Below are 25,981 nucleotides of genomic sequence, written 5' to 3'. Positions count from 1 at the left end.
TAAAATCAAAATAAATAATGAAAATAGGACCCTTATCTTTTGTGTGAAAAGGAAAAAAGTCCTATTTTTGCCTAAAATCTATAAGAAAAATGATGTTATCAGCATTTTGGCCGTTTTATCAGTTCCTTTGGACTATCTACTTCATCACGATGTTTTTAGTAGGGTTCTGGTGTATCTTTATGTTTTTTGGATTAGTAATCCCAATGTGGTTGACTGAAGGTTTGAAAGAGTATTTCGGAAAAGTGAAGCCTTTCGATCCAGAAGATATCAGAAGAAAAAAAGTATATGAGCAGGAAGGAGTAGAGGTAATCTACAGCGAGCCTAAAGGTAACGGACCTTTCTTACACGATAGTCACGGACATCATTAATTGATTGTCATTGCTTTTTCACCTTAATTCTGAAAAAGTAATATCAAAGCAAAACAACATATATAAACCACTTAATTTTTTAAGTGGTTTTTTTCATTTTATTCATTCCGGAGTTTTTCCGGAGATAACCCGAATTTTTTCTTAAATGCCCGGGTAAAGTTCTGAACATATTCGTAACCGCATTCAATGGCAATTTCTTTGATCATAATGTTTTTATCAATAATCAGTTTTTTGGCTTTCAGCATTCTAAGCTCCGAAATATAATCCGTAACAGTTAAATGATACTGCGCTTTGAATTCTTTCCGGATTGTATTCTGATTAATGCCGATCAGACTGCTCAATTCTTCTGCTTTTATATTTCTGTGATAATTTTCATCAATAAATTTTTTGATGACTGCCGGGGTTTCCGAAATATTATCTACTGTATTTTTTTCATTGAACTGTTCAAAAATCAGGATGAGAAGTTTAATAATCTTCGCTTCAACAAAAAGTTTCTGCATCACTCCTTTTCTTGAATGACTTAAAATCTCCCTTAGGATCATATGCATCTCAACCGTCATATCAGGAGGAGTTTCTTTATGAAGGAATATGTAGTTATTTCTGATCATATTCTCCAATATTTCTGCACTTTCTTTATTGGATTCAGGTTCTATCAAATTAAAAATATACTGATAATTGATCTGTATTTGAAGGTATTTCAGCATTTCCTGATTTTCCGTCCAAAGCTCGGCTGTACTTTCCTGAGCAGAGTAATGAAGGATGTACTGGTTTTTTTTAAAGAGGAATTTTGTACCGCAATCATAGGCTTCCAGGTGAATGTTGGGACTTAATAAAAAAAGCAGGTTAAAACTTGCCTTGCTTTCAATCATATTCGATTTCGAAAACTTTTCAGGATAAAAATCCTCCTGCATTATAATTTTGATGTCTTCGGATCTGAACAAGACGTCCTTTTGAGATGGATTTCTCATACAACACATTTTACAGCCATGGTACAATTTGAAATAAAATACTTTCACAGGATAACAAAAAGTTTGGAAATGATAACTTAAGGTTAAGCAGGAGGAGTAATTTTGCGCAAAATTAAATTTAGAATAAATAAAAATAATATTCATTATGTTCGGAAATTTACATTTTACAATGCGGAAAATTGGAGCTGCTTTAGGGCTGCTTACCATCGCAGGTAGTTATACATATGCCCAGCAATGGGAAAATGTTGGAGGTGTGCAAACGGTTTCAGCTGGAGGAAGTAGTTTTAATAATTTAGTGGTAGATAATGCAGGAAATTATTATCTGTCTTATTATGATGTTACTGTTTCTAAAGGTTCAGTTCAGAAATTCAATGGAAATTTCTGGACATATGTAGGAGGAAGTGCAGGGATCACAACGAGCTATGCAACGTATAATTCATTATCAATGGATCCTGCAGCCAATACTATTTACTATACCAACCAGGGGAGTGGTTTAGAGGTACGCCAGTTCAACGGAACTACATGGACCTCACTTCCAAGCGTTACAGCATCTACAACCAATTATCAGGCTTCCGCAGTTTCTCCGTCCAATATTCTCTTTACTTATGGATCATATGACTCCGGAACAGTAAAAAGATATGTAAACGGTGCATGGGAACAGGTCGGAAATAGTGGATTCTCATCAGGTGCTGAATTTGCAGAAATGGTAATAGGTTCTAATAATACAGTCTATACCGCTAATGTTTCCGGTGGTTTAAGGGTATATCAGAACAGTGCTAATGCTTCTGCAACAGACAATTGGACGTTGGTAGGAGGAAGTATTGTAGATGCAGCGTCTTCTGGAGAAGCCTATTCTTCAGATATTGCAATAGATGCCAATAATAATTTATATGTGGCATATGTTTCAACAACGGCAATTGGTAAGAAACTTAACGTTAAAAAATTTGATGGAACTTCATGGACACAGGTAGGAAATGCCAATTTTTCCAATGGTAAAGTACAGCATATTGCTCTTGCTGTAACGGCTTCAGGAACGCCTTATGTCGTAGCCAGCCGATGGGAAGATGATAATTTCTTAAAGAATACTGTTTACAAACTGGATGTAGCCAATCAAAACTGGGTAACGTTTGGCAGTGATTTTATTTCTGATGGTGAAGCAAAATATAATGATTTAGCGGTTGACAATACCAATAATTTTCTTGTACTGGCCTATACGGACGGGTCTACAAAAGTGAAAAGGATTTCATTGGCAAATACTTTACAAACATGCAACAATACAGATCCGGGAAGCAATATAGGAGATACAGGATGTGTAACTTTTACGTACCAGGGACAGCCTGTAACCTATTCTACAGTAAGAGGATCTGACGGAAAAGTGTGGATGCAGCAGAACCTGGGAAGTTCACAGGTCGCCATTTCAATGGGAGATACGGCTTCCTTCGGAGATTTGTTCCAGTGGGGAAGATGGGATGATGGACATCAGCTGAGAACTTCTGCAACCACATCTGCAACATCGCCCAATTCTCCTGACGGATTAGCAGGAACGAATTCATACATTATAGGATCACCATCATGGTGGGGAACTTTAGCCACCGATAAATGGACAGCATCCAATGCTGGAGCGGTAACCAGTACTGTTGGAGCAGACCCATGTAAAACAGCAGGTTCGGGATGGAGAATGCCTTCGCAGGCAGAGTGGGCTGCATTGGTAAGTGCTGAAGGAATTGCAAATCCAGGAGCAGCATACAGTAGTCACCTGAAATTACCCGCAGGAGGATATCGTAGTTCTTCGGACGGTGGATTTACTTATGCAGGGCAAAGAGGGTATTTCTGGAGCTCAGATACATCAAACAGCGGCGGAAAATATCTTTATATAGGATCTACCATTGCGAATGCGAGTTCAGGAGCGCCTAGAGGACAAGGAGCGTCTGTAAGATGTATTAAAGATGTTACTGCCGGATTAGGAACATCAGATATTAAGCTCAACGTAACAGTCGGTGTTTATCCAAATCCTACCAACGGAATCCTGAATATTAAAGCAGATGCAGCGATAGAAAGTGTGAATGTAATTAATGTTGTAGGACAAAAAATTAAAGTTGAATTTTCCAATAACCATATTAATATACAAAGCTTATCTAACGGAATGTATATTATAGAAGTAAAGTTAAAGAACGGGCAGTCAATCTTTAAAAAGATTATTAAAAATTAGTGTCCATAGATAATTGATTGATGAACAAAAGACTTTATAAAAAGTCTTTTGTTTTTTCAGATAAAAAATAGTTCATTTTTTAGTTAAATACATTTCGTATGTATTGCAAAGGCTCATGATTGATTTCATGGGCCTTTTTCATCATATTGACCTCTTTTTGAGGTATGTAAAGAAGAGAAAGTACAATAATAAAAATTGCTGCATGAAATTAAATTAATATATTAGATAGTAGAAAAAAAAATACACAATGAAAAAACTTTACTTAGCTGTAATGCTGTTTGTTACAGTTCTTGTTTTTGGACAAATTAACTATACTGTTACCCCAAATCCTTTTGCTGAGACTAATCAGATTACCCTTACGATACCCGGAGATCAGATCGACGAATCGGCCTGGGGATTAACGAATAATGCCGTATATATCTGGTCCTGGTCGTTGGATACCAACTTTGGGAATAGTCAGGATTGTCCTACTAATGGAAGTTGGAATGATTCTAATGATGCCAACCGATTAACGTATAATGCTGTTGCAGATACCTATTCACTGACCTTTACTCCAACGGTATTTTATAACAGAACGGGAATCGGAAGATTGGGATTTTTATTAAAAGATAAATCGGGAAGCCATCAGACTTCAGATACCTTTATAAATGTAGGCATATTAAGTCTGAATCTCACGAATCCTTTACCGGGAAGTCTTACCACGGTTGCATCGGGAAATTCAGTTACTATTACAGCGACTACGAATGTAAATACAACCTTTCAGTTGAAAGCTAATGGCACGGTTGTAAACTCTACATCGGTTCCTTCTACCACATATTCTTATAATTACACCGTAACTGCAGATGCATCGATGGAGCTGATAGCAACAGATGCAAGTTCAAGCTCCAAGAATGCTGCTTTTATTCTGCAGCTGCCAAGAAATGTTGTTTCCGAAGCTATACCAGGCTGGATAAAACAGGGAATCAATTATAATCCGACAGACAATACCAAAGTAGGTTTAGCGTTATATGCTCCGTTTAAAAATTTCGTTCACGTAATCGGAAGTTTTAATAACTGGGCTGTGGACGATGCTTATTTAATGAAAAGAGATACGACGAATCCGGATTTATACTGGATTGAACTGAGTGGTCTTACTCCGTCGCAGCTGTATACTTTCCAGTACAGAACGAATGATCTTAAAAAAGTAGCAGATCCGTTCTCTCCTCAGATTTTATCTTCTTATGACGATCCTCAGATCTCTGCTGCTACTTATCCGAATTTGCCTGCTTTCCCTGCCGGACAGGGTTTTGAAGTTTCTATGTTTAAAACTGGACAGACGCCTTATAACTGGCAGACTACCAATTTCCAAAGGCCGGCAAAAGAAAATCTGGTCGTATATGAGCTGTTGCTGAGAGACTTTACGCAGGAAAAAAACTGGCAGTCTTTGATCAATAAAATATCGTATTTAAAGAATTTGAATATTAATGCGATTGAGCTTCTTCCGGTAATGGAATTTGAAGGAAACCTTTCGTGGGGATATAATACATCATTTCATTATGCTTTAGACAAAGCTTATGGAACTCCTGAAAAATTCAAAGAGTTTATAGATGTATGCCATCAAAACGGAATTGCTGTGATCTTAGATATTGCATTCAACCATGCAACAGGGCGTTCTCCATTGGTGAGATTATGGAATGTTGATCCGGACGGAGACGGTTATGGAGATGTAGCGGCTAATAATCCTTACTTTAACCAGGTTCCGAAACATTCTTACAATGTTTTCAATGATTTCAACCACACAAGCACAGCAACAAAATACTATGTTGAAAGAACTTTGCAGCAGTGGCTTTCGGAATACCATGTTGACGGTTTCCGCTGGGATCTTACCAAAGGTTTTACCCAAAGCTGTACTGAAAACGATGAAGCCTGTACCAATGCTTATCAGCAGGACAGAGTAGATATTATGAAATATTATGCAGACAGACAATGGGCTGCAGATCCTAATTCTTATATGATTTTCGAACACTTGGGAACTGATGCAGAAGAACAACAATGGGCTAATTACAGAATTGCTGAAGGAAAAGGAGTAATGCTCTGGAACAAACAGACCGATCCTTATAACCAGAATACAATGGGTTATAAAGAAAACAGCAATTATGACAGAATGAATCATACTCTTCACGGTTTCACCAATATGAGTGCAGTAGGGTATGGAGAAAGTCATGATGAAGAACGTTTAATGTTTAAAAACATTTCTTACGGTGCATTAAATGGCACTTATGATGTGAAAAATTTAAATACGGCACTTGACAGAATGAAAACCTTCGGGGCAACATTCTTTACCATTCCTGGGCCTAAAATGATCTGGCAGTTTGGAGAACTAGGATATGATTTCAGTATCAACAGATGTTCAGACGGTACCATCAACAGCGGGTGCAGAACAGATGAAAAACCTGTTGCTTTCTCTCTGGGATATGATACGAATGCTAACAGAAAAGCAGTGTATGATACTTGGGCAAAAATCATCAATATCAGAAATGCATATCCGGTATTCAAATCTAAAACGTACAGTATAGAATCAAACAATCTTACCAATGATCCGGATGGACTTATTACAAGAATTTACGTATATGATAGTTCAATTACGAGTGGTGTTAAAAATGTAGTGGTTCTGGCTAATTATGATACTTCGGCTAAGGCGGTCGTTCCTTATTTCCCTTACACAGGTCAGTGGCAGAATTTAATGGATAATACCGTTTCCACCATTGCATCTACCACAGCTCCGATTACTCTTCAGCCGGGAGAATTCAGGATCTTCGGGAATTATTCAGGAAGTTTATCGACTGTTGATGCTAATGCAGATCATAAATTATCATTACAGATTGCGGATAATCCAGTAAAAAATGGAATTGCAAAACTGATCTACCATAAAGTGAAAAACGGAGAGATTGTCATTTACGACATGAGCGGTAAGAAAATAGATTCTTTCAAGCTTAACAAGGAAAATGGGACCTATGAATTAAATGCGGGCTATCCGAAAGGAACTTATTTGGTACATTTAAATTCAGAAAATGGCACAGCCATCCAGAAGATGATGATTAAATAATAATTGAAGAGACTGCTTTTTAGCGGTCTCTTTTTTTATCCAGGTTATTGAATATCTTTTTATAATTAACCATGATCGTATTGAATAAAAGGATATAAAACACAACCGTTATCATGGAATTATCAGGCAGCACGATCTCTGAAAAATGGAAAGTAAGCATCTGCTTTACCATCTGAAGAATGGCAATCGGGAAATGCAGGATCCCTTTCCAGTTGTATACAAGCTGAGTAATGATAAAATATAAGAGAATGGCATTATTGAAAAGTCCATACAACAAGAGGAAACTCTTTTTCTCCCTTGTTTCTTTCACCCATTCAATAGGATTTTTTATGAAATTTTTGACTTCAGTCCCTGATTTTTCAAGTAAGTTGGGCGTGGAAGTGATGTCCGACAAAAGCCAGTAACCGTCAGACCTTATAAAAGGAATGATCTGTATAAAGCTGTATAGAGTAATAAAATACGCCAGATACAATGAAGTGGTATTTTGTGTAATCCAATAAAACCCATAAAAGATCAGCATACACCATAGCTGCATATAGATTCCGGCTAAATTGGTGATGATACGCTCTTGTTTATTGGCATGCCACACAGAAGAAATATTAGAATATAATACAGGAAATATAAAGTAAATTCCAAAACCAATTTCACCGTTTTTCCCTGTGAATTTTCTGCAGGCCGCAATATGCCCCAACTCATGCAAAAACATCGTTACTGTATAGAGCATTAAGATCCATACCGGAGAAATATTTTTTAAAGAAGATAAAGGAGTGTTGAAGGTCAGAAATATTCCCGTCAAAGATAGAACTGGAAAAAATATCCAGAATAACTTTTTATTGAACAGAAAACTGATGAAAGAAGCTATTTTGCCGGCAAGAAACGGGCTCAATAATTTTTTTTGAAACTTAATGAAACCTTTCGGTGCTTTTGTTTCTACAGATGAATTCTTAAAAATAGGAATATCGGTGAAAATAGTTTCGATGAAACCTGTAAATTCATTCTCAGTTAATGTACTGCTGAAATCCAGATTGAATTTCTCCAGCGCCTCAGTATAGTTTTGTTGTGCAGAAAGAATATCAATTAAACTCTTTGTGTCGGCATTTACTATAAAATGTGCTCCGGAAAGCTCTAATATCCATTTTCCGGTTTGATAAGGAGTGATAACATAATCATTTCTGATAAGAGACATTCTAGTTTTGTGTAAGGTTTAAAATCAGCGCTTCATTTTGGGTAATTCCGGCTATTGTTTCACTGAGCCATTGGCTGAGCTCTTCGAAATGATACTCCTCCGCTATGTCTTTTGCTGCAATAAAATGGTCTTTGCTATATCCTATAAGTTCTTCCGCAATTCCGGAAACATACAGTACTCTTTCCTCGAATCGGTCCAGGCCAGCTTCGTTGGAAAGATTGTTTTCTCGCATGAATTCTTCCACACGGGATCTCACATACGTCCATTGATTGTTTTGAATGTCTTTTTGAAGATCTTCCAAATCGTCATTCATCTGAATTCCCTTAAAAACTAAGGTAAAAATATCCTTTAACTTTTCAATATTATTTTTCGCTTCAAAGATGATATTCAGGGCAGTTATGGGAACATAAGCCAGTGTGTGTTTTCCAACAGCATATTCCTCGAAATCCTGTAAAGTAAAAACAGGTTGCTGTGCAGTATTATATTTCTCTTTTAATAAAGTTAAATAAAAATGCTGATTCTGCTTGTCGAGTTCATCCCAGAATTCAGGATGGTCTGGAAAGATCTGAGCTAATATTCTTATTGATTCCTGATGACTTTTTACAGCAAAAAAAGGCGTGTTTTCGCTAGTTTCGAACAGATGTTTGTAGTTGTTTTCTCCATCAATCATCTTATCCATTTCTAAGGTAAAATAACAAAAGTGTCCCACAAAACTCTTGAATTTTTGAAATAATTCTTCGTCATGAATGCGGAAATTATCTTTTAGAAAGTGCACTTGGTTTCTAAAAAAGTATAAAGAAGGTTTATGAATATCTGTCATAGCTTGGTGTTTAATAGTAAAAGTACCTGGGCTTTAACCCAGGTACTTTTTAATTCATCCTGAAGAGTGATTTTCTATACACCTCCACCTGTTCCAGGATCAACTGGTGGGGTTGTTGTTCCTCCACATGGAGGTTGTGGAGTACACGGATTAGGTGTACAACAGTAGAATGTAAATTCTTTACGCTCTTCTAGCTTCTCGATAGAGAATTTAGCTAGTTTTTCATTTAAATTGTTCATAATAAAAAAATTATAGGGTTAAAAAAATATTGTTATAAAGGTTTTGCAAGTACATTAAGCTTATCTCCGGTTCCTGCGCCCCAAATTACTTTGAAATTATCGCCTGTATTAGATGAGCAAATTCCAGCTCCTCTCAGAGTCACTGTGTAGGTACCTGCGGGGAGAACCAATTCAGAACATGGATTAAATTTAAAAGATCCGTTTATTAAAGTAGACGGCATGTTGGCAAAGGTGGTCCCATCACTCATATAAGTTTGTGTGGTATCGATTCCGCTAGTGGCTGGTGCAGTAGTAAACGTTAAAATAGCAACTATAGCTCTGGTTTTTCCATCAACAAGGTTGCCACCCGCTGTACTCTGTATATCTGCTGAAAGGGTAGAAGAAATATAGACTACTGATCTTTGCTGAAGTGTAAAAGAGGCACTCAATAGAGTTGCGGTAACCTGATAACCCGCCGGCGAAGAGGCTGTTACATTTTGTGAAGTTGGTGTCGTTATGGCATCTCCTCCGGGTTGCGTATAGGTCCCAAATGTTTCCAGTCCCTTTTTTACGCTAGTGTCTCCATTGCTGTCTACATACAACGGTGCTGTAGTATCTGTACTGAAAATAGTTGGATTATTCGTCATGTTAAGTCCGTCTATTCTGATCGTAGGAGATATTAACGGCACTCCCGTTGTCCCAATATTATCATCAATAACACTGGATTTTCCGCTTACATGAAGCTTTTCCATAGGTTGATCTGTCATAATCCCTACATTCTGCTGTGCGAAAATGTTTTGACTACATACTAGCAGGCCGGCTGCTAATACCATTTTGATATTATTTTTCACGGTTGAAATAAATTTGTGGTTGGATTATTACTGTATAGGAAACGCGACAATACTTATGGTGTCTGTACCGCCTCCGTATATAATTCTTAATGGGGTCTGGGTCGTGTTCGTTGCTGCAAATAAATTAACATCTAGCGTATAAGTTCCCGCCGGAAGCGATAAAGTATCATCAGATGCGGTATAAAAAGTTCCTGTTGCGTCAGTAGTGTTCACCGCATTATTATAGGCGCGTATAGATTCCCCAAAGTAAGCATTAGCTGCTGTAGAAATTCCTGCAGGAGCCGCTGAAAATCTAAATCTTGTACCCCAGGCTCTATTAGATCCGTCAGTTATCACGCCGCCGTCCGAAGCTTTTAAAAACTGAAAACTGGTGACCGTACTGAATTTAACAAGGCTTGGTGACGTAAGCGTAAAGTTAAATGAGCGTATGACAGCATTTGTTGTTGTGCTTGCAGAGGTTTGGTTGATTGTAACTGCCGGAAGAATATAATCTTTTTCGGTATTTGCGGTATTGATTGGGTCTATGATCACCAAAGGCTTAACAAGAGCACCGGACAAAACAAGATCTCCCTTATCACTTACAGAAACAGGGCGGAGTTTATCCGTTGTAGACTGGTTCGTATTATTCAATCCGTCAACCCTTATGGTTGGACGCACAATATTTACAGAGGTTCCGGTAATAGCAGTTGTAGAAGTAGTACCAGAAATTTGTAGTGCTTTTTGAGGAGCGGTTGTAGAAATTCCGACTTGAGCAATAACGGGAATATTAAAAATGAGGATACCTAAAATTAATATTTTTTTCATGATGTGTGTTTTAATAATTGGCTGGTGTAATACTTACCATCATCTTCTGACTAGTTTGTAGCGCGCTACCACCGTTCACTGCAATATTCATACTGCTATTCTGGGAATACCCGTATAATGTAAGGGTATAATTGCCCTTAGGAAGATAAAGGTCTTTTCTGGGCTCAATATAGTATTGTCCGTTCAATTGGGTATTTCCGTCGCTAATGGTGCTGTGGGAAATAATTACTTGTCCAAAAGCCGTATTGGTCGCCACCCCGGCAGGTGCAGCAGTAAGTTTGTAATAGCTTCCGAATAATCTTGCCTGTCCATCTACAAGTGTTGCTGAATTAACACTAGTATTAGTAATTCCTACTCTTGCCTCAACATGTACAATAGAAGGATAGTCCAGTGTAAATGTCTGGCTTGTCACAGCGCGCTCTGTACCTGCGGGAATCGCAGTATTAGGCAGAGATACGCTTGTGTAAAATTTGTTGGTCTGGGTGTTATCAGCGATTACCAGAGTCCCGTTAGCATCAGCAAAAACCCTTTTGGTAGATGAGGTACTTTCGTGTGCGGGATTATTGGTGCTGTTTAATCCATCAATTCTGATGACAGGTTGAGCTATGCCAGTGCCTGATCCGGATATTTGTAAAGCTTGTTGAGGAGCTGTTGTATTAATTCCTATTTGGGCACAGCAGCAAACGCTAATTTGTATGGCTATTGCAGCCATATTTAATTTTTTACTTGTCATTTGTAGTGTGTTTTTTTTGAGTTTTCACTAATTGTTTTGAAAGGAAAACGTTGCAAATATAAATTCTTTTTTTATGAAATATTTATTTTTTCATGAAAAAAAATAGAAATTCTATATATCTTTCTGTTATTCAGTGTGATAAATTTACATTTTGAATTGATTGATTATCAGTGTGTTTGGTTTTGTAGAATTGTATTAAAACTATTCATAAAGCAATATATGCCATATAATTAGCGATATAATTTTTTATAGTTAGGATGGAAGTTTATAAATTATGAATATGATATTAGAATATGTAATTTTAATTATTGTCTCTCAGTGAGAGAATTAAATCAATCAGAAAGCAAAATAAGTAGATTTTTTCAATCACTGAAATAATAAAACAGAATTTACAATAATTTAGCCTTGAAAATAGGCTCAATAAGAATTGCTGAGATATTTATTTGTATTTAATTAATAAAAGACTTTCAAGCTCAGGGCATAAAGGATTTTAATTTGAATTAATAATTCTTATCTTTGCACCCACAAAATTTTCACAATGTCTAAATCATTAATTCCAAAATTAGAAGCTATAAAACAAAGATATAATGAGGTGGCAGACCTTATTATACAGCCTGATATCATTTCGGACCAAAAAAAATATTCTTCTTTAAATAAAGAATATAGTGATTTGGGGAAAATTGTTAAAGTCTATGACCAGTACAAAGGAGCATTAGATAACATTCAGGAATCTGAGGAGATCATTGCTGATGGATCAGACAAAGATCTTGTAGACATGGCGAAGGAAGAAAAAATGGAAGCTCAGGCTAAACTTCCTGGTTTAGAAGAAGAGCTGAAAGTACTTTTAATTCCGAAAGATCCCACTGATGACAAAAACGTAATTGTGGAACTTCGGGCAGGAACCGGAGGTGATGAAGCTGCAATTTTTGTAGAAGATGTGTACAGGGCGTATGCCATGTATTTTAAAACCAAAGGATGGAAGCACGAAATCACAGATTCAAGTGAAGCATCTAAAGGATATAAAGAATTAATTATCAGAATTGAAGGAGATGGGGTGTACGGAATCATGAAATTTGAATCTGGCGTTCATAGGGTTCAAAGAGTTCCGGAAACAGAATCTCAAGGTAGAGTGCATACTTCTGCAATTACCGTTGCTGTTTTGCCTGAAGCTGAAGAAATAGATTTTGAATTAAATCCGGCAGATATTGAAATGCAAACTTCACGTTCCGGTGGAGCTGGAGGACAAAACGTAAACAAGGTTGAAACAAAAGTACAGTTAACGCATAAGCCTTCAGGAATGGTGGTAATCTGTCAGCAGGCACGTTCTCAGTTAGCAAACAGAGAATTGGCAATGGAAATGCTTCGTACTAAATTGTATGATATTGAAGTACAAAAAGCTGTGGGTGATATCGCTGCACAACGTAAATCAATGGTTTCTACAGGAGACCGTTCTGCAAAAATTAAAACATACAATTATCCTCAGGGAAGAGTGACAGACCATAGAATCAATAAGTCTATGTATAACCTGGATGCTTATATGAACGGCGATATCTCTGAAATGATCGATGCCGTAATTATGGCAGAGAATGCTGAAAAAATGAAGGGGGAAGAAGATAGTTACTAAGAAAATATCACATTATATAAAGCTCTTGATTACCAGGAGCTTTTTTTTGCTCCCAACTTCGGAGAAATATTTAAAAATTATTTAATACACTATGAGAATGTTTAAAACTGTTTTACTGGCAATGTTTATTTTGTGTGCACAAAATTTCAGAGCACAAACTCAAACAGTAAAGCCGGAAAAAGTATTTGGTCTTTATTTTAATGCTTTTGTAAAATATGATAATCTTGCGTTGGCTGAACTTAATAATTATGTAAGTCCGTTTTTAGGGAAAGAAAATACCTATAATATGGATCAAAACGAAGTATTTACAAAAGAAGTGGATCAGTTTACAACTAATTTTCTATCCAACTTCCCGGAAGAAGTAGCCGTTCAATCTCAAAACGAAGCAAAAGCATTCTTTACCACCATGCTGGGCAACTTTAAAAATGCTGCCTATTCCATAAAAAATATAAAAACAATACCGAATGAACATGCGGATAATCAGAATATCTCTGAAGTTTCTGTTGAGGTAACCTTTAAAGTGCCTTCAAAAATTGTAACACCAAAGTTTAATGATCCCAAAAAGATCAGTGCGGAAGAGCTGAAAAAATATCTGAAGACTACTACAAAACAGTTGGTAGATGCGGATAAAAAAATAACGGTAACCCAGATTTTTAAACTATATCAGAAAAAAGAGGGTGAAAATATCTATTATTGGAATGGAGGTCCTGAAGAACTGGTCTGGAAGTTGAACGAATTCTATTTTAAGAATTTTAATCCGGATAATAAATAAAGTCAGATTATATCAATGAAAGCTGTTATCTTTAGAAGCTTTTTACACAATAATTCAAAATATAAACAATGAAAAATTTCAAGTTCTTTTTATGGATCGTACTGGCATTAGTAGGCCAGAATCTTAGTGCCCAGACAGAAGTGAAAAAGCCTGCCGATGTGTTTGATATGTATTTCAATACTTTTGTGGCCAACGATAATGCAGCACTTGGCAGACTTAACGATTACCTGAGACCCACGGTAGAAGGAAAGAACGCTTACGAGATTGATTTTAAAGCAACTTCAGAAGAAATGCTGTCAGGAAGTGTCAGTCATTTTTTAGCATCATTTTCCCAAGCCGCGGCAGATAATTGCAAGACAGAAGCTTCGGAGTATTTCAAAGCATTGATGGATAATTTTAAAAATGGAACCCTTTCTGTTAAAAGCGCTACCTTAATTCAAAACGAATATGTTAAAGAGCAAAAAATTGCTGAAATAATATATTCCGTAAGCTTTAAAGTGCCTTCAAAACTACCAGATATGCCAGGAACAGACACCAAGAAGATAAAACCTGAGCAGCTTAAAAAATATTTGGTTGAAGCTACTAAAAAATTCAAAAATGCTGATAAAATAGTAACAACAGAACAGAAATTCGCGTTGTACCAGCTTAAAGAAACAGATAAAATTTACTATTGGAATGGCAGTCCTGACGAAATTGTTGCAGGATTAACCGATTTTTATTTTGAAAGCTTAGGTTCTAAATAATTCTTGAAAAATTTCGTCATAAAGATAAAAGTCCTGGCTGCCGGGACTTTTTTTATGTCATATACTTTACGTATTTTTGAGAAAATCGTTCGGTATGAATTTTAAACCTATCTTGTTAACGGCTGGAGTTCTATTTTCAGCGTCTTTTTATTCTCAAAAAATGAATTATCCTAAAGCATCAAAAGGAAACCAGACAGATACCTATTTCGGAACTGCTGTGGCAGACCCTTTCCGGGATTTAGAAAATGACTCTGAGCCTACAAAAAAGTGGGTAGACGAAGAAGTGGCTTTTAGCCAGAACTATCTTTCAAGAATCCCTTTCAGAGATCAGATTAAAAATCAGCTGAGAGAAATCTGGAACTATGAAAAAATTTCGGCACCTTCCAAAGAAGGAGATTATACCTACTATACAAAAAATGATGGTTTGCAGGCACAGGCTGTTTATTATAGGACAAATAATGCAACTAAAGCTACCGAAGTATTCTTAGACCCTAATAAATTTTCAGACAAAGGAACGACTTCGCTTTCTCAATTGTCATTTAATAAAAAAGGAAATCTTGCAGCATATTCCATTTCTGAAGGCGGAAGCGACTGGAACAAGATTATTATTCTTGATGCTGTTTCCAAAAAGCAGATCGACGAAACAATTGTTGATGTAAAGTTCAGCGGAATTTCCTGGCAGGGTGATGAAGGATTTTATTACTCAAGCTACGACAAGCCGAAAGAAGGAACAGTACTTTCCGGAATGACGGATAAACATAAGGTATTCTTTCATAAACTAGGAACGAAACAATCGGAAGATAAGTTGATTTTTGGGGGTGATAAAACACCAAGAAGATATCTTAGTGCAGGAGTGTCGGAAGATCAGAGATATCTCATTATTTCTGCAGCCAATGCAACCAACGGAAATGAATTATATATCAAAGACTTAAAAAAAGGTGGTGATTTTGTTCAAATTAACACAGGATTTGACATCAATGCCAATATCGTTGATACCCAGGGCGATGATCTTTTTATTTTTACCGATAAAGATGCTCCGAATATGCGTCTGGTAAAAACAAACATTAAAACCCCTTCTCCAGACACCTGGAAAGATGTGATACCACAAACTGACAATGTATTGGGGATTTCTACCGGAGGCGGATATTTCTTTGCAACATATATGGTCGACGCTATTGATCAGGTAAAGCAGTTTGATAAAACCGGAAAACTGATCAGAGAAATTTCTCTTCCCGGAAAAGGAAATATTTCAGGTTTTGATGGAAAAGAGAAGGAAAAAGAGCTTTACTTTTCTTTCAGTAACTACATTACGCCGGGAACAACCTATAAATTTAATATAGATTCTGGAAAATCGGACGTGTATCAAAAGCCTAAGGTGAAATTTAATCCGGATGATTATGTTTCTGAGCAAGTATTCTATACTTCAAAAGATGGAACAAAAGTTCCGATGATGATCAACTATAAAAAAGGAATAAAGCTAGACGGAAAAAATCCTACTATTTTATATTCTTACGGAGGTTTCAACATCAGTTTACAACCTGCTTTTTCAGTAGTCAATGCGGTCTGGATGGAAAATGGAGGGGTGTATGCTGTTCCCAATATCCGTGGCGGTGGTGAGTACGGTAAGAAATGGCATGACGCCGGAACAAAGATGCAGAAGAAAAATGTTTTTGAAGACTTTATTGCTGCAGGAGAATATTTGCAAAGCAAAGGCTATACTTCAAAAGAATACATGGCACTTTCAGGAAGATCAAATGGAGGATTGCTGGTAGGTGCTACCATGACCATGCGTCCTGATCTGGCTAAAGTTGCTTTTCCGGGAGTAGGTGTTCTGGATATGCTGAGATATAATAAATTCACAGCAGGTGCGGGCTGGGCCTATGACTATGGAACGGCAGAAGACAGCAAAGAGATGTTTGAATATTTAAAATCATACTCTCCGGTACATAATGTAAAATCTGGAAGCTGCTATCCCTCAACGATGATCATCACCAGTGATCATGATGACAGAGTAGTTCCTGCCCATTCATTCAAATTTGGGGCAGAATTGCAGGAAAAACAGAATTGTAAGAATCCGATTTTATTAAGAATTGAGAAAAATGCAGGGCACGGTGCCGGACGATCTACAGAACAGGTTATCGGTGAAAATGCAGACCTTATTTCATTCGCATTATATGAAATGGGAATAAAGAAATAACAGATCATATATCTTAATTAAAGGCCGGGTAAATGCCCGGCCTTTAATTTTTATAAGTACCAGAAATACTGGGTGGTAAGTGTAAAAATAGTTTGGCGAAATACTCTTAAATACCAATGCTTTCATAGCAAGCTTATCCTTTGAAATCTGATTTCTCGCATCCGCTTAACATAAGTTTCATGTTTCGTTCAAAAAAATTAACTTTACGGAGATAAAATTATTGGAATGCGAAAGACAATTTCTGTGAAAAAGCTGGACTTCAATGTGGAACCCAAAAACGGAGAAATCTATAGTTTTGAAAAAGACGGACTGGAATTAAAGTCATCTTATACCCATAAAGACGTTACAAATGAATCTTTAACACAGACTTCCCCAGGAATTGCTCCTTACCTTAGAGGACCTTATTCAACGATGTACGTTCAGAAACCATGGACTGTGCGCCAGTATGCGGGATTTTCTACCGCAGAAGAATCTAATGCTTTTTACAGAAGAAACCTGGCTGCAGGACAAAAAGGTCTTTCCGTAGCGTTTGACCTGGCAACCCACAGAGGATATGATTCCGATCACGCAAGAGTGGTGGGAGATGTAGGAAAAGCAGGGGTAGCCATAGATTCCGTTGAAGATATGAAGATCTTATTCAATGAAATTCCATTAGATCAGATCTCCGTTTCCATGACGATGAATGGTGCAGTACTGCCAATTCTTTCTTTCTATATTGTCGCAGCTGAAGAGCAGGGGGTAAAGCAGGAACTTCTTTCAGGAACCATTCAGAATGACATCTTGAAAGAATTTATGGTAAGAAATACTTACATTTATCCGCCGGCACCTTCCATGAAAATCATTGCCGATATTTTTGAGTATACCTCTCAGAATATTCCGAAGTTCAACTCGATTTCTATTTCAGGATATCATATGCAGGAAGCAGGGGCCACTCCGGTTCTGGAAATGGCTTACACACTGGCAGATGGTCTTGAATATGTAAGAACAGGAATTAAAGCAGGCATGAATGTAGATGATTTTGCACCCAGACTATCATTCTTTTGGGCAATCGGGATGAATCACTTCATGGAAATTGCTAAAATGAGAGCTGCAAGGTATATCTGGACCAATCTTTTAAAGCAGTTCAATCCCCAAAATCCAAAATCGCTAGCCCTTAGAACGCATTCCCAGACTTCTGGTTGGTCACTGACTGAACAGGAACCTTTTAATAATATTACAAGAACGGCTATTGAAGCGCTGTCTTCTGCATTAGGCGGAACACAGTCGCTACATACCAATGCATTGGATGAAGCCATTGCTTTACCTACTGATTATTCAGCTAAAATTGCAAGAAATACCCAGATCATATTACAGCAGGAAAGCGGAATCTGCGATGTTGTAGACCCGATGGGGGGAAGTAATCTTGTGGAAAGCCTTACCCAGCAGATGATCGAGGAAGCAATGAAGTACATCGATGAGGTAGAGCAGGAAGGAGGAATGACAAAAGCGATTGAAGCAGGAATTCCGAAAATGAGAATTGAAGAAGCGGCGGCCAAAAAACAGGCTAAGATCGATAGTGGTGAAGAATTTATCATTGGAGTTAATTCTTTCAGATCTGCATTAAAGCAGGATGCCATTGAAATTTTAGATATCGACAATACGGAAGTGCGCAGGAAGCAGCTTGAAAGGTTAGCTACCATAAAAGCAGCAAGAGATAATGAAGCAGTTGCCCAGATCTTAAATGAAATAAGAGAAAGTGCCAAAACAGGAAACGGAAACCTTCTGGCTTTATGTATTGAAGCAGCACGCAGAAGAGTGACGTTAGGAGAAATGAGCGATGCAATGGAAGAAACCTTTGGAAGATACAAAGCCAATATCAGAACAATTTCAGGAGTATACGCTATGAATGCCGGCAAAAATGAATATTTTGAAAAAGCCCTTCATTTAACTCAAAAATTTGAAGAGCAGGAAGGCCGCAGACCAAGACTGATGGTCGCTAAAATGGGCCAGGATGGGCACGACAGAGGCGCGAAAGTAGTAGCGACCGCATTTGCCGATATGGGATTCGATGTGGACGTAGCCCCATTGTTTCAGACTCCGGAAGAAGTAGCCAAACAGGCTGTTGAAAATGATATTCATATTTTAGGAGTATCCTCTCTGGCTGCAGGACATAAAACACTCGTTCCACAAGTAGTGGAAGAATTGAAAAAATTGGGAGCTGAAGATATTACCATAGTAGTGGGGGGGGTTATCCCACAGCAGGATTATGAGTTTCTTTACGCCAATGGAGCAGATTTCATCTTCGGACCTGGTACAAACCTTCCAAAATGTGCCGTTGATATCTTAAACAGATTTTTGGAAGATTAACTTTCCAGATCAATACAAAATATCTATTTTTATGCTTAGACAATAGCAAATGAATAGTAAAAAATTAATAAAGCCTACAATGAGGAAGATAATCCTCTGTGTAGGCTTTTTTTGTATCGCTGTGTTTTTTTTGGCCTCTTTAAAGAATAATAAAACAGAACAAAAATCTCCGGTTCCGGCAGATTCCATTTTAATTAAGAAGCATTTGGCTGCGCTTACCAAAACACCTCAATTCCGGAATTATAAAAATATTGACCAGTTGAATGCTGTAGCGGCTTATATTCATCAGAATATGAATGTCTATAGTGATAGTACCCGTGAACAAACCTATTCTGTTGATGGGAAGATCTATAAAAATATAATAGGGTCTTTTGGGACAGAACATAAAAAAAGAATCATTATAGGGGCTCATTACGATGTCTGTGGAGAACAGGAAGGTGCCGATGATAATGCAACGGGAGTTACCGCACTGTTAGAGTTAGCTAGAATGTTGAAAGGACAAAAACTGAATTATAGAATAGATTTAGTCGCGTATACTTTAGAAGAACCTCCTTATTTCAGAACGGAAAACATGGGAAGCTATATCCATGCAAAATATTTAAAAGATAACAATATCAAGGTGTATGGAATGGCCAGCGTAGAAATGATCGGTTATTTTAAAGACAATAAAGATTCTCAGGACTATCCTCTCGGTATTCTTTCGTGGGTTTACGGCAATAAAGGAGATTATATTACGCTGGTTAAAAAATTCGGGGCAGGAAAGTTTGTAAAAGCTTTCAGTGAAAATTTTAAAGAATCCAATCAGATCAAGACAGAAACATTTACAGCGCCAAAATTTTTAAAAGGAATAGATTTCTCAGACCACTTAAACTATTGGAATTTCGGATACTCAGCTATGATGATTACGGACACTTCGTTTTTCAGAAATAAAAATTACCATGAACCCACAGATACCCTGGAAACCCTTGATCTGAAAAGAATGGCTCATGTGATTGACGGAGTTTTCATGAGTCTGATCAACTTGAAATAAATACAATAAAAAAGGCTGTCATCATTGACAGCCTTTACTTATATTTTCCACGAGCGGATCAGCCAGCGGTAAATCAGTTCTTTCACAAAGAAGTACACCAGAATAGGGATGATAATCACCAATATCCAGAGATAAGGATTAATATAAGGCGAAAGCAAATCATTTGAAATGCTCGATTTGGCAGCAAAATACTGTCCTCCGGCAATTAATAGCAAACTTAAGACTAAAACGATAGTCAGATGAATACTGAACCGTCTGCTGATATCATTAACCATCTTTTTGGGAGAATATCCCAAACTGTTTTTAATAGAAACCTCTTCCTGCTTCTCTAAAAACTGGATTTTAATAAAGCTTACAATGATATAAAGACATAAAGCAAATATGAAGACCCCAAGGATAGCAATAGCCTGCAAAACAAGGAAAAGCTTAGACTTTATCTTGGCAGAGCGAAGGCTTTCCTGGTTGGATTCATAGCCGTTATCCTTCATTGCAGCGATCAAACCCTCGTCACCGGAATCTTTTACTTGAACCAAAACCCGGTTGTAGATCTTCGGCTGGCTGGCAAGACTGGGTTTTGTAGCCAGATTCAATGAATCCAGAAACTTTTTAGGAATCAGTACCGAATGAATCCGGTCCGAAAGTCCAACCATCTTTCCGATGTAGGTTTTGTTTTCTTTATTGACAGTAATATTGATATTAACTTCAATTTTCTTTGCAAAATCTTCTGAGATCTGTGGTAATCCCTGATTTAAAGCAAAACCATAATTATATAAATTGAGATATTCCCTGGAAATGATGATCGGAATCTCATTACCCTTTACCTGAAACTCTTTCTCCGTCAAAGGAACATCAATACCACTAATGTCGACTCCTTCAAAATAAAGATCAGTATAAAACGGAATAAAATCCCCGCCATTGGCAGAAGCTTTAAATTCATTAGCCGAAAATGGATACACATTTTTTACTTCCGGCCATGTTTTCAGTTTAGCAATGTCATTCTCGTTAAATCCAAGAAGTTCCCTCCTCCCGATATTATCAGGAGTTAATTTCTTGCTGAACGTCAGCCAATAATTGCTGTCACCGCTTTTACTTCCGAAAAGTCTGTTGGCATTCTCATACAGCTGCAGACACGAAAGCACAAGGATGAAGGCAATAAAAAGCCCTGCGTACAGAATGATTGAATTAAATATTTTCTTCATAAGCTTTAAAGATGAAGAATTTTATAATCATGTTCAAAAGGAAACTCATTAAGCTCAAAAAACAGGACAGAACTTCCACTGCTCTGCGATACTTCGTTAATCAGGGAAAAAGCTATCTTCTTATTTTCCAGATCAAGATGGCTGAAACACTCATCATAGATCAGAAAATTTGTCGGATTGATCAGACTTCTTACAATAGCACTTCTCTGCCGTTCCCCGTAAGAGCAGTTCTCTGCTTTTTTGTTTAAAAGGTCTTCAATCCCTAACCTTGAAGCATATTCTTCCATAACAGGAATAAATGGTTTCCGGTCCTTATTAAAAACGCGGAGAAGAATATTTTCCGAGATGCTGAGATCTTTAATCAGCCTTACATCCTGAAATAGCAGGCTTACCCCTTGCTTCCTGTTGTCTACAATTTCTTCAAGATGTAGTTTTTGTACCGGCTGCTGGCCATATTTGATGCTGCCTTCATACTGAAAATGCATTCCCAGCATTGCGGTGGCAAGTGTAGATTTTCCACTCCCGGAAGGCGCGATGATAAGGCGTTTGTCTCCTTTGCTGAAGACAATATCCCTATTCCATATTTCGGACTGCGTTATATTCTTGGGAGTGAAATATCGGGGCGAAATATTTTCTAATACAATATTATCCATTCATTATTAAGTAATACAATGCATTCTCATCTTTCTTATCCAAAGTAAATACCGTTTTGGAAACCAGGTTTCCGTTGTCTTCTTTAGACTCGTTGACAGCATCTATAATATTAACATCCACATTTTTCTTTGAGTTGTATTCCTTTCCGTCAGACCATGAATAAGAGGTAATCCCGGATTTTTCCCCAAGTTTTGCATTTTTTCCTGCTTTCTTATTTTGGAATTGGTAAATCACAGCATTATCATCAGAGAAAAGAACCTGATTGTCAGAAATCATATATTTTTTACCCTCAGAAAGAGGACCCTGAAGCAAACTAGTAAGAACATCTTTCTTTTTAGGATTAAAACCTAAAACAACCGCTTTATTTGATGGGTAATAATTCGCAGAATCCGTAGGTGATTTAAACTCTGCAAAAGCATAATCTCCTGTAAAAGTTGTGGTAATGTCCTCAAGAGTCTTGTTGGCTGAAGATAAATAATGATTGATCGTAGCTTCAAATCCAGCCTCTTTCACAAGATATCTCATAAAATCTAAACTGAAAAATCCGATAGTGAAAGATTTTGCATTATCTAATTCTACATTTTTTACCAGATCATAATTGATTTTATTTTTGTCATAATACTTGCCTACGATCTTCTTCATGTCGCTGTTGAAGAACGTTTTAGTATCCATTTCAGATTTACCTTTATCAAAATTAAAATCAAAACCGATTCCAGAATCCTTGATTAATTTGTTCACAGCAAGTGTTTCGATATATCCTTTAGAAACATAGCTCGCAACCGCTGCAAGATTAATCCATCCACTGATGTCTTTATCACTAACCAAAGACTGGTTTACCTGCTCCTTAATAACAGAACTTGAAGTTCCTTTTCTCGACCAGAAATCGGTGAAGTACTTTTCATTAAGTTTAGAAGAAGTATCAATCCCCGGCGTATTCATATAATTGTAGCCGCTGTACGGATTGTATGATTTATCGCTGGAAACGATAGCCATATCTCCTTTTATGCTTCCTGTTATCTTGCCGTCTACATAGATGTAATCTTTTTTGTCGATCGTTACCTTCGTTTTGGTAAGGTCAGACATAGACTTCTGGAACTTAGCTTTATCACTGATCCAGAAAAAAGCTTTCGGATCCGGATCAGAAGTTGATTTCCCCTGATCTACGATGAAGTAAAGAGGTTTATCTACATTAATACCCGATTCCTTTGGTTTGCTAACCAGCTGAAGGAAAAATTTCTCATCCTCCTTTAAATCTTTTTTTTCCTTTAGAATTTTATCAACAGGAATTTTATCAGAGATGGTCTTGAGGTTTACTCTCGACAGTCCAAGAGTGGTGTCGGTAGTGTAATTCAAGACATCATCATTCTTGTTGGATTTGCATGAAAAGAGAATCGCGACCGCGAATACGTAAAATAACGTTCTCATTAAAGTGTTTTTCATAATTTTTAGTATAAGAAAACAAATATACTATTTTGTACACCCGATGGAGATTTATTTATCAGTAAAACGTAAAAAAAACAAATTAAAACTTTGATATTCAGAAATTTTAATATATTTGCACCACAAAATCAAGTTTAACCCTTAAAAAACAACGAAGCAATGTTCAAATTAGATCATAATTCTCCTTTCGGTTTGCCACTTATGGTGGTGAGGCTTCGTGGTTTGGTACACTCTTAGAACAACAGTATAATGAAATATCAAAACCCGAAGTCGTAAGATTTCGGGTTTTTTATTGCGCAATACTTAAAAACTACAGTTTTCCCGGAATCATTTTATAACAAATTCAGGAGCTATTTCCCGCTTTCCGTTAGTACTCCTCGCTCGCCTTTCAGGCTCGCTGCGGGGTAACCACTGCAATCGGGGCTAGAAACTCCACCTGCCTATTTTCAGAAATTAAAACTGAATAGAAGCAAAAATTTCAACTATAATTTTAGTTGGAACAAGGCTGATGCTTAAACATTCGGTATCCGATATCTAATGTCTACAATCTGACATCTGATATCTGGTATCTTGAATCTAGCTATAATCATCAGCCTTCTTATCTCTAAATATAAAACAATGGGAAATTTAAAAATTAAAGGAAAAGATATATTAAAATTAGGATATCCAAATAATCAAAGTGTCAACATCGCTTTAGAAGTCATGAAAAGAAACTTTGCGACTAAAAATATTCACCATGTAAAATCCCTTTTAAAGGAAATTCTGATTCATCCGGAGGATTTTGAAAAAGATCTAACCTTCGGACAGATTGCAGAAGCCCTGCTTTCATCCAAGAAAACAGAAAAAAGAATGCTGAATACCAACCGTACCTCTTTTCAGATCTTCGGAAATAATATTTCAGATGAAGCAAAAAATCAGTTGTATACTGCCTTGAAGCTTCCTATTTCTACACAGGGAGCATTGATGCCTGATGCACACAGTGGGTATGGCCTTCCGATCGGTGGAGTTCTCGCAGTAGAAAATGCAGTGATTCCTTACGGAGTCGGAATGGACATTGGCTGCAGAATGAGCCTCAGTATTTTGGATACGCCAGTTTCATATCTGGACGGTGCAAAAGATAAATATGAAAAAGCACTGGCCGAGCACACCAAATTCGGGATGTACGAAACCCATAAATCTCATGTCGATCATGAAATTTTTGACAGAGATACCTTCGATATGATTCCGATTTTGAGACGGTTAAAAGGCAAAGCCATTAAACAGATGGGAAGCTCCGGCGGTGGAAACCACTTTGTAGAATTCGGGGAAGTGGAGATTACAGAAGAAGATGTCCAGATCGGACTTCCAAAAGGGAAGTATCTTGGAATTCTTTCTCACAGCGGTTCCCGTGGATTAGGAGCAGAAATCGCACAGTATTACTCCAGGGTAGCTGTAGACCAATGTCCGTTGCCGAAAGAAGCACAGAACTTCGCATGGCTGGACCTGAACACCCATCTTGGATTAGAATACTGGACGGCAATGAATCTGGCCGGAGACTATGCTTCCGCCTGTCATGACGATATTCACCGGAGATTGGTGAAAGCGGTTGGAGGCAGAGTGAAAGCAAGAATTGAAAACCATCACAATTTCGCATGGAAGGAAATCCACAACGGAAAAGAAGTGATTGTCCACCGAAAAGGGGCAACTCCAGCCAATGAAAATGAGCTAGGAATGATTCCCGGATCAATGACCGCAAAAGGATTTATTGTTCGCGGAAAAGGAAATCCAGATTCACTGAATTCAGCTTCACATGGCGCGGGAAGAGCTTATTCAAGAGGAGAATGCAGAAACCTGTTCACGCAAAACGACATTAAAAAAGAATTGAAACTTAAAAATGTCATTTTGATGGGCGGAAATACCGAAGAAGCACCAATGGCATATAAAGACATCAATGAAGTCATGAGTGCACAAAGTGAACTGGTAGATATCCTCGGAACTTTTCAGCCAAGAATTGTGAGAATGGATAAGTAAAATGGTTGATGGTTTTTAGTTGATGGTTGTTAGTTGATGGTTGTTAGAGTTTTAAGCACCATCAGCTTACGCTTACCTAAACCAATATAATAATAAGTTGACTGTTTATGGTTGTCAGTAGAAGCTACAGACAACTATAAACCATCAACCATCAATGATTAACAAAAACAAAAATAATGGGAGCAACCCACAATATAAAAAGATACGGAGAAGTCTGGCCGGAATTCAGAATCCGATACGGACTTGAAATTTTAGAAAAATTAAAAAAGACAGTCATCTTATCCGGAGGGTGGGCGTGGCATTGTATGTCTGAAGCAGGACACACAGAGTACAAACACGCACACGACCATAAGGATATAGATATTTTTGTAAAAAAAGAAAACGTTGCAGAAGTCCTTATAACACTTCATCAGGAAGGGTTTCAGAAAGTCTGGACACGATATGATCATCTGCCAAGCGAAGAAAATTTCCGTAGGTATGAAAAAATCGTTGAGCTGGAAGCTGGCAAGAGTCACAGGATTACCATCGATTTCTTCGAAAGAAATGATCTTGAAACCATTCAAGCAAATGGTTTTACTGTTGTGAAGCCTGAACTTTTACTTTCATTTTACAGAAATATTCATTCCAGTGATAAATGCTGGGCGGTAATGGCTGCAAAAGATTTATTAGAAAAAGGAATTGATCCGGTGGGACATTCCAGATTAAGCGAAATACCTAGGTAACA

The 25,981-nt window shown here is 37.4% G+C and carries 20 protein-coding genes; 11 read left to right on the top strand and 9 right to left on the bottom strand.

Annotation, left to right across the window (positions count from 1 at the left end; genetic code table 11):
- The first annotated feature begins 89 nt into the window (after positions 1-89).
- Entirely contained in the window at positions 90-368 is a 279-nt protein-coding gene (locus SB679_RS06360; protein WP_410701450.1) for a hypothetical protein, read from the top strand.
- Positions 369-466: 98 nt separating this feature from the next.
- Here SB679_RS06360 and SB679_RS06355 read toward each other — a convergent pair whose 3' ends face one another.
- Complete coding sequence (locus SB679_RS06355; RefSeq protein ID WP_410701449.1) at positions 467-1,336, bottom strand: helix-turn-helix transcriptional regulator; 870 nt, start codon at positions 1,334-1,336, stop codon at positions 467-469.
- Between the two features lie 145 nt (positions 1,337-1,481).
- Here SB679_RS06355 and SB679_RS06350 point away from each other — a divergent pair, with 145 nt between their 5' ends.
- Positions 1,482-3,545: a T9SS type A sorting domain-containing protein gene (locus tag SB679_RS06350; protein WP_410701448.1), complete on the top strand. Its 2,064-nt coding sequence runs from the start codon at positions 1,482-1,484 to the stop codon at positions 3,543-3,545.
- 247 nt (positions 3,546-3,792) lie between these two features.
- Positions 3,793-6,630, top strand: a complete 2,838-nt coding sequence (locus SB679_RS06345) for an alpha-amylase family glycosyl hydrolase (RefSeq protein WP_410701447.1) — start codon at positions 3,793-3,795, stop codon at positions 6,628-6,630.
- 19 nt (positions 6,631-6,649) lie between these two features.
- Here the strand turns inward: SB679_RS06345 and SB679_RS06340 are convergent, their stop codons facing one another.
- The 5 genes from SB679_RS06340 to SB679_RS06320 all read right to left on the bottom strand — a co-directional run bounded on the left by SB679_RS06340 (position 6,650) and on the right by SB679_RS06320 (position 11,242).
- Positions 6,650-7,816, bottom strand: coding sequence for a hypothetical protein (locus tag SB679_RS06340; protein WP_410701446.1), 1,167 nt, complete (start codon positions 7,814-7,816; stop codon positions 6,650-6,652).
- A gap of 1 nt (position 7,817) precedes the next feature.
- Entirely contained in the window at positions 7,818-8,636 is an 819-nt protein-coding gene (locus SB679_RS06335; RefSeq protein WP_410701445.1) for a hypothetical protein, read from the bottom strand.
- A 271-nt stretch (positions 8,637-8,907) separates the two neighbouring features.
- Positions 8,908-9,705, bottom strand: a complete 798-nt coding sequence (locus SB679_RS06330; protein ID WP_410701444.1) for a hypothetical protein — start codon at positions 9,703-9,705, stop codon at positions 8,908-8,910.
- A gap of 27 nt (positions 9,706-9,732) precedes the next feature.
- Positions 9,733-10,509, bottom strand: a complete 777-nt coding sequence (locus SB679_RS06325; RefSeq protein ID WP_410701443.1) for a hypothetical protein — start codon at positions 10,507-10,509, stop codon at positions 9,733-9,735.
- Between the two features lie 10 nt (positions 10,510-10,519).
- Positions 10,520-11,242, bottom strand: a complete 723-nt coding sequence (locus SB679_RS06320; RefSeq protein WP_410701442.1) for a hypothetical protein — start codon at positions 11,240-11,242, stop codon at positions 10,520-10,522.
- A 538-nt stretch (positions 11,243-11,780) separates the two neighbouring features.
- Here SB679_RS06320 and prfA point away from each other — a divergent pair.
- From prfA to SB679_RS06290, 6 genes are all read left to right on the top strand, one after another.
- Positions 11,781-12,866: a peptide chain release factor 1 gene (gene prfA / locus SB679_RS06315; protein ID WP_410701441.1), complete on the top strand. Its 1,086-nt coding sequence runs from the start codon at positions 11,781-11,783 to the stop codon at positions 12,864-12,866.
- A 91-nt stretch (positions 12,867-12,957) separates the two neighbouring features.
- Positions 12,958-13,638, top strand: coding sequence for a hypothetical protein (locus SB679_RS06310; protein WP_410701440.1), 681 nt, complete (start codon positions 12,958-12,960; stop codon positions 13,636-13,638).
- A 68-nt stretch (positions 13,639-13,706) separates the two neighbouring features.
- On the top strand, positions 13,707-14,381 hold the full coding sequence (locus tag SB679_RS06305) for a hypothetical protein (protein WP_410701439.1): 675 nt from the start codon (positions 13,707-13,709) through the stop codon (positions 14,379-14,381).
- 94 nt (positions 14,382-14,475) lie between these two features.
- Positions 14,476-16,578 carry a prolyl oligopeptidase family serine peptidase gene (locus SB679_RS06300; RefSeq protein ID WP_410701438.1) on the top strand — a complete coding sequence of 701 codons (2,103 nt, stop codon included), beginning with the start codon at positions 14,476-14,478 and terminating at the stop codon, positions 16,576-16,578.
- A gap of 225 nt (positions 16,579-16,803) precedes the next feature.
- On the top strand, positions 16,804-18,924 hold the full coding sequence (gene scpA, locus SB679_RS06295) for a methylmalonyl-CoA mutase (RefSeq protein WP_410701437.1): 2,121 nt from the start codon (positions 16,804-16,806) through the stop codon (positions 18,922-18,924).
- Between the two features lie 79 nt (positions 18,925-19,003).
- Positions 19,004-19,954 carry a M28 family peptidase gene (locus SB679_RS06290; protein ID WP_410701436.1) on the top strand — a complete coding sequence of 317 codons (951 nt, stop codon included), beginning with the start codon at positions 19,004-19,006 and terminating at the stop codon, positions 19,952-19,954.
- Between the two features lie 38 nt (positions 19,955-19,992).
- On the opposite strand, the gene SB679_RS06285 is transcribed toward SB679_RS06290, so the two are convergent.
- Genes SB679_RS06285 through SB679_RS06275 form a run of 3 tightly spaced genes read right to left on the bottom strand, consistent with a single transcriptional unit; the run spans position 19,993 to position 23,247 of the window.
- Entirely contained in the window at positions 19,993-21,153 is a 1,161-nt protein-coding gene (locus SB679_RS06285; RefSeq protein ID WP_410701435.1) for an FtsX-like permease family protein, read from the bottom strand.
- 5 nt (positions 21,154-21,158) lie between these two features.
- The gene (locus tag SB679_RS06280; protein WP_410701434.1) at positions 21,159-21,806 is read right to left on the bottom strand and encodes an ATP-binding cassette domain-containing protein; all 648 of its coding nucleotides are present in this window, start codon (positions 21,804-21,806) and stop codon (positions 21,159-21,161) included.
- On the bottom strand, positions 21,799-23,247 hold the full coding sequence (locus SB679_RS06275; RefSeq protein WP_410701433.1) for a DUF4836 family protein: 1,449 nt from the start codon (positions 23,245-23,247) through the stop codon (positions 21,799-21,801). The genes SB679_RS06280 and SB679_RS06275 overlap by 8 nt, the downstream gene beginning before the upstream one ends.
- 618 nt (positions 23,248-23,865) lie before the next feature.
- Between SB679_RS06275 and SB679_RS06270 the strand changes: the two genes are divergently transcribed.
- Both SB679_RS06270 and SB679_RS06265 read left to right on the top strand, forming a co-directional pair.
- Positions 23,866-25,257, top strand: a complete 1,392-nt coding sequence (locus SB679_RS06270; protein ID WP_410701432.1) for an RtcB family protein — start codon at positions 23,866-23,868, stop codon at positions 25,255-25,257.
- 176 nt (positions 25,258-25,433) lie between these two features.
- Positions 25,434-25,979, top strand: a complete 546-nt coding sequence (locus SB679_RS06265; protein ID WP_410701431.1) for a nucleotidyltransferase domain-containing protein — start codon at positions 25,434-25,436, stop codon at positions 25,977-25,979.
- Positions 25,980-25,981: the final 2 nt, after the last annotated feature.

It is taken from the genome of Chryseobacterium sp. SIMBA_029 (assembly GCF_046535275.1).
Taxonomy (GTDB): Bacteria; Bacteroidota; Bacteroidia; order Flavobacteriales; family Weeksellaceae; genus Chryseobacterium.
The sequence above is the reverse complement of the archived record's forward strand: the minus strand, read 5'-3'. Positions and strand labels throughout refer to the sequence as shown.